At 70.3% G+C, this 8982-nt stretch carries 7 protein-coding genes and 2 pseudogenes; 3 read left to right on the top strand and 6 right to left on the bottom strand.

Translation table 11 applies throughout. The annotated features are described in order from the left end of the window. Together VGJ24_RS01415 and VGJ24_RS01410 are read right to left on the bottom strand one after the other, a co-directional pair. Window positions 1–3313 (bottom strand): NAD-glutamate dehydrogenase (locus VGJ24_RS01415; protein ID WP_331498667.1); only part of this gene is annotated, 3313 nt, incomplete at its 3' end. Window positions 3314–3375: 62 nt separating this feature from the next. After that, window positions 3376–4203 (bottom strand): class I SAM-dependent methyltransferase, encoded by an 828-nt coding sequence (locus tag VGJ24_RS01410; protein ID WP_331498666.1) that lies wholly within the window; start codon window positions 4201–4203, stop codon window positions 3376–3378. 19 nt (window positions 4204–4222) lie between these two features. Here VGJ24_RS01410 and VGJ24_RS01405 point away from each other — a divergent pair, with 19 nt between their 5' ends. Beyond that, window positions 4223–4717 carry a DUF2505 domain-containing protein gene (locus tag VGJ24_RS01405; protein WP_331498665.1) on the top strand — a complete coding sequence of 165 codons (495 nt, stop codon included), beginning with the start codon at window positions 4223–4225 and terminating at the stop codon, window positions 4715–4717. 135 nt (window positions 4718–4852) lie between these two features. Here VGJ24_RS01405 and pruA read toward each other — a convergent pair whose 3' ends face one another. From pruA to VGJ24_RS01390, 4 genes and pseudogenes are all read right to left on the bottom strand, one after another. Next, a complete protein-coding gene (gene pruA / locus VGJ24_RS01400) occupies window positions 4853–6481 on the bottom strand; it encodes an L-glutamate gamma-semialdehyde dehydrogenase (RefSeq protein WP_331498664.1) in 1629 nt (542 codons plus the stop codon). Window positions 6482–6517: 36 nt separating this feature from the next. Beyond that, complete coding sequence (locus tag VGJ24_RS01395) at window positions 6518–6673, bottom strand: hypothetical protein (protein WP_331498663.1); 156 nt, start codon at window positions 6671–6673, stop codon at window positions 6518–6520. Window positions 6674–6734: 61 nt separating this feature from the next. Then, window positions 6735–6848 (bottom strand): annotated as a pseudogene (locus VGJ24_RS19580) (hypothetical protein); the annotation flags it as partial. A 23-nt stretch (window positions 6849–6871) separates the two neighbouring features. Then, the gene (locus tag VGJ24_RS01390) at window positions 6872–8317 is read right to left on the bottom strand and encodes a wax ester/triacylglycerol synthase family O-acyltransferase (protein ID WP_331498662.1); all 1446 of its coding nucleotides are present in this window, start codon (window positions 8315–8317) and stop codon (window positions 6872–6874) included. Between the two features lie 105 nt (window positions 8318–8422). Between VGJ24_RS01390 and VGJ24_RS01385 the strand changes: the two genes are divergently transcribed. Both VGJ24_RS01385 and VGJ24_RS01380 read left to right on the top strand, forming a co-directional pair. Next, window positions 8423–8794, top strand: a complete 372-nt coding sequence (locus tag VGJ24_RS01385) for a hypothetical protein (protein ID WP_331498661.1) — start codon at window positions 8423–8425, stop codon at window positions 8792–8794. Then, window positions 8791–8982: pseudogene (locus tag VGJ24_RS01380) on the top strand (hypothetical protein); the annotation flags it as partial. The gene VGJ24_RS01385 and the pseudogene VGJ24_RS01380, both read left to right, overlap by 4 nt.

The raw sequence follows: 8982 nt of genomic DNA, 5'->3' as shown, positions 1-8982 counted from the left end.
CGCCGTTCCACAGCAGGTCGACCGGCGCCTGCAGGATCGCCTTCATCAGCTCGGCCGGCGTCAGCTTCGCGACCGAGTCGTCGAGGCCGAGCGCACGGCGTACCTGGGCGCTGATCGGGATCGACTTCAGCGAGCGGGGGTAGATGCCGCCACCCTCGGAGATCAGTGAGGCGTCGTAGTCCTGCCAGCTCGACCGGGGCAGGTCGAACATCCGCTTGCGCTCGGCGAAGGACCTCGCCGGGTCGGGGTCGGGATCGAGGAACACGTCACGGTGGTCGAACGCCGCCACGAGCAAGATGTGCTCCGAGCAGAGCATGCCGTTGCCGAAGACGTCGCCGGACATGTCGCCGATGCCGACACAGGTGAAGTCCTCTGTCTGGCAGTCGATCCCGCGCTCGCGGAAGTGCCGCTGCACCGCGACCCAGGCGCCCCGGGCCGTGATGCCCATCGCCTTGTGGTCATAGCCGACCGAGCCACCCGAGGCGAAGGCGTCGCCCAACCAGAAGCCGTAGTCCTTCGCGACGCCGTTGGCGATGTCGGAGAACGTCGCGGTGCCCTTGTCGGCGGCGACCACGAGGTAGGAGTCATCGCTGTCGTGGCGTACGACGTCGCCCGGCGGGACGGTCGCGCCCTCGACGCGGTTGTCGGTGATGTCGAGCAGCCCGCAGATGAAGGTCTTGTAGCAGGCGACGCCCTCGGCGAGCCACGCGTCCCGGTCGGAAGGGTCGGGCAGCTGCTTGCAGAAGAACCCGCCCTTCGCGCCGACCGGCACGATCACGGTGTTCTTCACCATCTGCGCCTTGACCAGACCGAGGACCTCGGTACGGAAGTCGTCGCGGCGGTCGGACCAGCGCAGGCCGCCGCGGGCGACCGCGCCGAAGCGCAGGTGCACGCCCTCGACGCGCGGCGAGTAGACGAAGATCTCGAAGCGCGGCCGCGGCTGAGGCAGGTCGGGGATCGCCGACGGCTCGAGCTTGAACGACATGTACGTGTGGTGCGCACCGTCGGCGAGCTGGAAGTAGTTCGTGCGCAGCGTGGCGTTGATGTGGGTCAGGTAGGACCGGAGGATGCGGTCGTGGTCGAGGCTGGCGACGTCGTCCAGCGCTGTCTCGATCCGATGCGTGATCTCCTGCACGCGCGCCGTACGCGCCTCGGCGTCGGCGGCCAGACCGTTGCGGCCCGGGTCGAAGCGTGCCTCGAACAGCTGCACGAGGAGTCGGGTGATGTCGGTGTTGCCGCGCAGCGCCTCCTCGATGTAGTCGACGGCGAAGGGGCTGTTGCCCTGCTTCATGTACTTGGCGTAGGCGCGGAGCACGGTCGCCTGCCGCCAGGTGAGCCCGGCGCCGAGGACCAGCGCGTTGAACCCGTCGATCTCGTTGTAGCCGTCCCAGACCGCCCGGATCGTGTCCTGGAACGGCTCGCGCATCTTGTCGGGCATGCCGGGCGCGTAGCGCAGGCCGAACTCGTAGATGTACGACGGGTGGTCGGTGTGGTCGAGTTGGTAGGGCCGCTCGTCGACGACCTCGACCCCCATCGACGACAGCGCCGGGAGCACCTCCGACAGCGAGATCGAGGCACCGCGGCGGAAGACCTTCAGCCGTGCCTCGCCGCGCGCGGCATCGAGCGCGGAGAACAGCGACAGGTCGGTCCCGGAGGTGCCGAGGGCCTCGAGGCGGCCGAGGTCGAGCGCTCCGGTGGCGGCGGAGAAGTCCTCCTTGTACGCCTCGGGGAACGATCCCTCGAAGCTGCGGGCCAGCCGCGAGCCGACGTCCTCACCGAACTCCGCGATGGTCGCCGCGGTGAAGTCGTCGCGCCATGAACGCGACGCGTCGGTCAGCCGGCGCTCGAGGTCGGAGACGTCGACGTCGGGGATCTTCTCCCCCTTCGCCGGGTGGACCACGAAGTGCACCCGGGCGGTCGTCGACTCGCTCATCTTGACGTTGAACTCGATCGACTCGCCGGCGAAGCTCTCCTTGAGGATCTCGGAGAACCGCTCGCGGACGTTGGTGTTGTAGCGGTCGCGGGACAGGAACACCAGGACGCTGACATAGCGGCCGTAGGTGTCGCGACGTACGAAGATCCGCAGCTGGCGACGTCCTCGGGTCTCCATCACCCGGCTCGCCATCGACGCCAGCTCGTCGACGGGCGTGTGGAACAGCTCGTCGCGCGGGTAGGTCTCGAGGGTGTCGATGAGGGCCTTGCCGGCGTGGCTGCGCGGGTCGAGGCCGATGGTCTTGAGCACGTCGACGGCTTTCTCGCGCAGGAGCGGGACGTGCCACACGGACTCCGTGTACGCCGCGCTGGAGAACAGGCCGAGGAAGCGACGTTCGCCGGTGACCTCGCCGTTGTCGTCGAACGACTTCACCCCGACGTAGTCGAGGTACGCCGGACGGTGCACGGTGGCGCGGGAGTTGGCCTTGGCCAGGACCAGCAGGGTGCGCTCGCGGGCCATCTCGGCGCCCTTCTTGGGCAGCTTCCCGACGGCGGCGAGGTCTGGGTCGTCGCGCAGGATGCCGAGACCGCTGCCCGGGACGCCGCGGAGGAACTCGTCCTCACCCTCCCGCTCGAGGTGGTACTCGCGGTAGCCGAGGAACGTGAAGTGGTCGTCGGCCAGCCACTCGAGGAAGGCCCGGCCGCGTTCGATCTCCTCGGCCGAGATCGCCGTCGTCGGGTCGGTCTCGAGCTCGCCGACGATCTCGTTGACCTGCTGCCGCATCCGGTCCCAGTCCTCGACCGACTCGCGGACGTCGCGCAGGACCCGTTGGAGATCGGCGGCGATCGCCTCGACATCCTCGTCGTGGCCGATCCGGCTGATCTCGATGTGCATCCACGACTCACGCTCGGCGCCCTCGGGCGGCGCCGCCGACTCGTTGTCGGGGCACGCGATTTGCTCCAGCCGGCCGGTGACGTCGCGGGTCACGTCGAACTGCGGGTGCACGACCAGGTGGACGTCGCGCTGCTGCCGGGTCAGCTCCATCACCACGGAGTCGACCAGGAACGGCATGTCATCGGTGACGACCTCGGCCACCGAGTGACCCCCGGCCGACCAGCCGTGCTCGGCCAGGCTCGGGGTGAAGACGTGGACGCTCGCGGTGCCCTGGGGTCGCGACTCGGCGGTGCGGTAGTGCGAGACGAGTGCGCCGTACAGCTCCTCCGCGGAGCGGTCGAGCAGGTCGTCGGTCGCGACGTGCCGGTAGTAGGCGTTGAGGAGGGCGCCGACCTCGTTCTTGGGCGGTCCACCGGACCCGGAGCTGCGTTCCGCGAGTGCGATGGCCTGGGTGAGCTGATGAGACTTCTCGAGGTCGGTCGTCATTGACACAACCCGAGATTAGGACTCCGTTCAACCGCGCACCAACACGGGCGGGTACGACGCGTTCAGGGAGATGGTCTGGTGGCGATCGCGACGACCGCGTCGACGCCGACCTCGGTGACCCGATCACGACGCAGGGCATCGAGCACGGCTCCCCGGACGGCCTCTCGCTGGGCGTCGTCGAGCGCGTCCACGGTGGCCCGGAGACCCGAGCCGAGGACGATCTCCCAGAAGTCGTCGGGTCCGTCGATGGGCTGCCGTCCCGCCACCGGCACCGTCTCAGCCGCCGTGACGCCGCCGTCTGCGAGCAATGCGGCCAGCGCGTCGGGCGTGGTGATCTCGTCCCAGGGGTTGAAGGCCCTGTGGAGCTCCGGCCGGACCTCGCGGACGGTCTCCCAGAAGATGCTGCTGGCCGGCTCGAGCCACCCCGGACCCCAGGTCGTGATCGCGAGACGGCCCCCGGGGCGGACCAGCCGCCACATCTCGCTGACGAACGCCGGCATGTCGGCCACGAAGAAGACGCCGAACACACAAACGACGGCGTCGAAGGAACCGTCGGCGAACCCGGTGTCCGTCGCGTCCGCCCGGACCAGCTCGGTGTTGGTCAGCCCGTCGCGGGCCACGCGGTCGCGGGCGAGGGCCAGGAGCGGGTCGGCGATGTCGACGCCCACCACTCGGCCCGACGGGCCGACCGCGTGCGCAGCCGGTACGACGGACGCTCCGGCGCCGCAGCAGAGGTCGAGGACTCGCTCGCCCTCGTGCACACCGGCCCGGCGGACGGTCTCCTCGCCGTACCGGTCCCAGAACCCGAGCGCAGGGCGGGTGAAGTGGTCGGCGGCTGCGGCGTACACCCGCTCGGCGCGCCGCAACGGCGACTCCTCGCTCGGATTCATGTCGGCCATGATGGCCCCCATGAAGCGCGTGAACCACACCCTGAGCTATCCCGGGACGACGGTCGACGAGGTGTACGCGATGCTGGCGGACCCGGCGTACCGGAAGGCGGTCGGCGACTACCAGCGCGTCATCGACTTCTCCTGCGAGATCACGCCGTCCGGCAGCGGGATGACGGCGCGGCTCGAGCAGGCGCACAGCACCGACCGGATCCCGTCGTTCGCGCAGAGACTGGTCGGCCAGGAGATCCGGTTCGTCCAGGAGGAGACGTGGTCGTCGCCGTCAGGGGCCGACATCCGCGTCACGATCCCCGGGAAGCCCGGCGACATGACCGGCTCGACGTCGCTGAGCCAGTCCGGCGACGATGTCGTGCAGCAGATCGACCTGGCCGTGAAGGTCAGCATCCCGCTGGTCGGCGGCAAGGTCGAGGACCTCATCGCCGGCTTCGTCGTCAAGGCGTTCGACGCCGAGAACAAGGTCGGCGTGAAGTGGCTCCGCGGTGAGTGGCGGGTCTGACGCGCTGACCCGCCCGAAGTGTGCGGGCTCATGACGGTCACCCGTCAGAAGTGCACGGAGACCTCCGACGGCTCGGCGCAACTTCGCCGCAACTTTGTGACGGGTCAGCGCGCTCAGCAGCACACTTCGGGCGGGTCAGGCCATGTGGGGGTAGCGGTAGTCCTTCGGGGGGACGAAGGTCTCCTTGATCGAGCGGGGGCTGGTCCAGCGCATCAGGTTCGCCGCCGAACCGGCCTTGTCGTTGGTGCCGGAGGCGCGGGCGCCGCCGAAGGGCTGCTGGCCGACGACCGCACCCGTGGGCTTGTCGTTGACGTAGAAGTTCCCGGCCGCGTAGCGGAGCACGTCCTGCGCTTCGGCGATCGCGCGGCGGTCCTGGGCGATGACCGAGCCGGTCAGCGCGTACGGCGCGAACGACTCCAGCTGCGCGAGGACCCGGTCGTAGCGCGAGTCGTCGTACACGTGCAGCGCGAGGATCGGCCCGAAGTACTCGGTGGAGAACATCTGGTCCTTGGGGTCGGTCGACTGCACGACCGTGGGCCGCACGAAGTAGCCGACCGAGTCGTCGGTCTGGCCGCCGGCCAGGATCGACAGGTGGCTGTTGCGCTTGGCCCGCGTGATCGCGCTCTTGTGCTTGGCGAAGGCGCGGTCGTCGATCACCGCGCCCATGAAGTTCGACAGGTCGGTGACGTCGCCCATCCGGAGTCCCTCGACCTCGGCCACGAACTGATCGCGCATCTTGGCCCACACCGACTTGGCGACGTAGGCACGGGAGGCCGCGCTGCACTTCTGGCCCTGGTACTCGAAGGCGCCACGAATCAGGGCCGTGCGCAGGACGTCGGGGTCGGCGCTCGGGTGGGCGACCACGAAGTCCTTGCCGCCGGTCTCGCCGACGATGCGCGGGTAGGAGCGGTACGACGCGATGTTCGCGCCGACGGTCTGCCACAGGTGGTGGAAGACGCCGGTCGAGCCGGTGAAGTGGATGCCGGCCAGGTCGGGGTGGCTGAGCGCGACCTCGGAGACGTCGTGCCCGTGACCGGGCAGCATGTTGATGACGCCCGGCGGGAGCCCGGCCTCCTCGAGGAGCTCCATGGTCACGTTGGCCGCGAGCTGCTGGGTGACCGCCGGCTTCCAGATCACGGTGTTGCCCATCAGGGCCGGCGCGGTCGGCAGGTTGCCGGCGATGGCGGAGAAGTTGAACGGCGTGATCGCGTAGACGAAGCCCTCGAGCGGACGGTAGTCGGTGCGGTTCCAGATGCCCGGGCTGTTGGCGATCGGCTGCTCGGCGAGGATCTGCCGGGCGAAGTGGACGTTGAACCGCCAGAAGTCGATCAGCTCGCAGGCCGCGTCGATCTCGGCCTGGAACGCGGTCTTGGACTGGCCGAGCATGGTCGCGGCGTTGAGGCGCTGTCGCCAGGGACCGGCCAGCAGGTCGGCGGCCTTGAGGATGACCGCGGCCCGGTCGTCGAACGACATCGCGCGCCAGCCCGGGGCCGCGTCGGCCGCGGCCTTGATCGCGGCCTCGGTGTCCCGGTGCGTGGCCCCCTTGAGCGTGCCCAGCACGTGCTGGTGGTCGTGTGGCTGCACGACCGTGATCTCGGCCCCTCCGCCGGTGCGCCGGCGGCCACCGATATGGGCTCGCAGGGAGACCTGGCGGCGCTGCTGCCGCTCGAGCTCCTGCTCGAGCTCCTTCCGCTCGGAACTCCCGGGCGCGTAGGTGAGGTTGGGCTCGTTGACCGGGTGCGGCGGGTGGGTGGCGGCGTCCATGTCGCGATGTTGTCAGACGGGAACCCGCCGCTCAATTCAGCCGAGCAGGTCGGAGATCTCCTGGGTGGCGTACCAGCCGAGGTCCTCGAGGTCCTCGGGCTCGGCGTCGTCCGGCAGGTCGTCGGCGTCGGCATGGACGGCGACGACGTCGGAGAGGCTCACCGACGCCGCGAGCGCGGCCACCTCGGCCACGACGACGACCCGGCGCCGCTCCCCTGGTTTCGAGCTCGGCGGCGAGGACGGCGGAGGTCTCCGCGGCCGTCATCAGCGCGTCGTACTCGGCGTCCTCGGAGTCGTCGGGCGCCAGGACCACGTCGTCGCCGACCGTGAGCGAGCCGGCCTGCTCCAGCTTGGCCAGCTGGTGCACGGTCGCGGGGACGTAGAGACGGGTCACGGCGTACGCCCCGATCGCCGGGTGCGGCCCCGCGGCACCTTGGGTCGCCCATCGCCGGCCGTGTCGAGCAGCTCGTCGAGCGCCTCGGACAGGCACGCCGCGAAGGTGTCGGCGTCGGGCACCCGGTCGCGATCCGCGGTGACGCCGTAGAAGACCTGTCCGTCGTACGACGTGACGCCGATGGCCAGCGCGTGCCCGGGCAGCAGCGGCGGCACCGGGTAGGTCTGCTCCATCACGGCTCCGGCGGCGTACAGCGGCGACTGCGGCCCCGGCACGTTGGTCACCGAGAGCTGGATGCCGCGGCGCACCTGCTCCGCCGCCACCCGCGAGCCGATCGCGTGGAACGTCGACGGCGCGAAGCCGGCGATGCCCGCGATCCGGTCGGCCGCCACCGCGCGGCCGGTCTCCTTGTGCGCCTTGAACGAGTACGAGACCTGGTGCAGCCGGACCACCGGGCTCGGCTCGCCCACCGGAAGGTCGACGAAGTGCGGCTCGATCTGCGAGCCCACCGAGGTCGGCTCGAGCTCCTGGTCGTGCACCGACATCGGGACGACCGCCCGCACCTGGCGCAGCCCGCCGAGGGACTCCGCGCGGGTCATCAGCCAGCTACGCAGTCCGCCGGTGACCGTGGCCAGGACGACGTCGTTGACCGTGCCGCCGTGGGCGTCGCGTACGGCGCGGTGCTCGGCGAGGCTGCGGCGTACGGTCTCGAAGCGGCGCTGCTGTGACAGCGTGCCGCCGATCGGGGTGTCCTGGTCGGAGCGCCGGCCGGCCAGCGCGTTGGCGATCGTGGTCACCCTCCGGGTCGTCGCGTCCGCGCCCCGGAGCCACGAGTCGGCGACACCGCGAGCGGTGTCGACGGCGGTCAGCGGCGACGCCACCGAGTCACGCACGGCCTCCACGAGGAGTCCGGTCGGGCTTGTCTGTGGCTCGGGCCGCCACTCGTCGAACCCGAGCTCGCGCCGGTCCGGCGTCCGGTCCAGCAGCACCTGTGCGAGGTCGACGACCTGGACCCCGTCGACGAGCGCCTGGTGGGCTTTGGTGAGCACCGCGACCCGGCCGTCCTCGAGGCCCTCGACGAAGTAGACCTCCCACAGCGGCCGGTGCCGGTCGAGGGGCCGGGACACGATCCGTCCGACCAGCTCGCGAAGCTGCTCGAGGCTGCCCGGACGGGGCAGGGCCGAGCGGCGTACGTGGTAGGCGAGGTCGAAGTGCGGGTCGTCGACCCAGACCGGGTTGGCGACGTGTGCGGGCACCCATCGCACGCGCTGGCGGTAGCGCGGGACGAACGCGATCCGGTCGCCGATCAGCCGGGTCAGCTTCTCGTGGTCGAAGCCCGACGTGCCCGGGTCGAAGACCTCCACGGTGGCGTTGTGCCGGGGCGCCGTCGTTGTCTCGGCGGTGAGGAACACCAGGTCCCGCGCCCTCAACCGCTCGCCCATGCTCACCCCTGTGCACCCGTTGACGCCGAGACTTGTGCTCCATGGGATTCTGACAGAGGCCCGTCGGCGGGCCGGATCCGTCCGTTGCAGAAAGGCCACAAGCCCATGCGTCGTCTGGTCGCCGCCGTCACGGTCGCCCTGGTCGCTGCCCTCACCCTCGGTGCGTGCGGGAGCTCCTCCGGCTCGTCGGGAGCCGGCACCGACGAGCCGACCAAGGTCATCGACATCACCTTCAAGGGCAGCGACGTGACTCCCAACGGGACCGACATCGACGTGAAGGTGGGACAGCCGATCGAGTTCGACGTGTCGGCCGACAAGCCGGGTGAGATCCACGTCCACTCCTCGCCGACCGAGCAGGAGTTCGAGTACCGGGCGGGCTCGAGCACCTTCCAGGTCAACCCGGTCCCCGCTCCTACACGGGTCACGGTCGAGTCCCACACGCTCGGCAAGGTCCTCTTCATCCTCGTCGCGCGGTGACGCCACTCCTGGTCGTAGGGCTGCTCCCCGAGCACGGTCTCGGCGGTGCCCAGGACCTCCCGATCTCGCGTGGCCTGGCGATCACCGGCGCCGCGATCGCGGTCGCGCTCTCGTTCGTCGTACTCGCGCTGGCCTGGCGGACCCCCCGGTACGACGCAGCCACCAGCGGCCGGCCGGCTCCTGCCTGG

It is taken from the genome of Nocardioides sp. (genome assembly GCF_036493135.1).
In the GTDB taxonomy this organism is placed as follows: domain Bacteria; phylum Actinomycetota; class Actinomycetes; order Propionibacteriales; family Nocardioidaceae; genus Nocardioides.
This window is presented reverse-complemented; position numbering and strand designations above follow the sequence as displayed.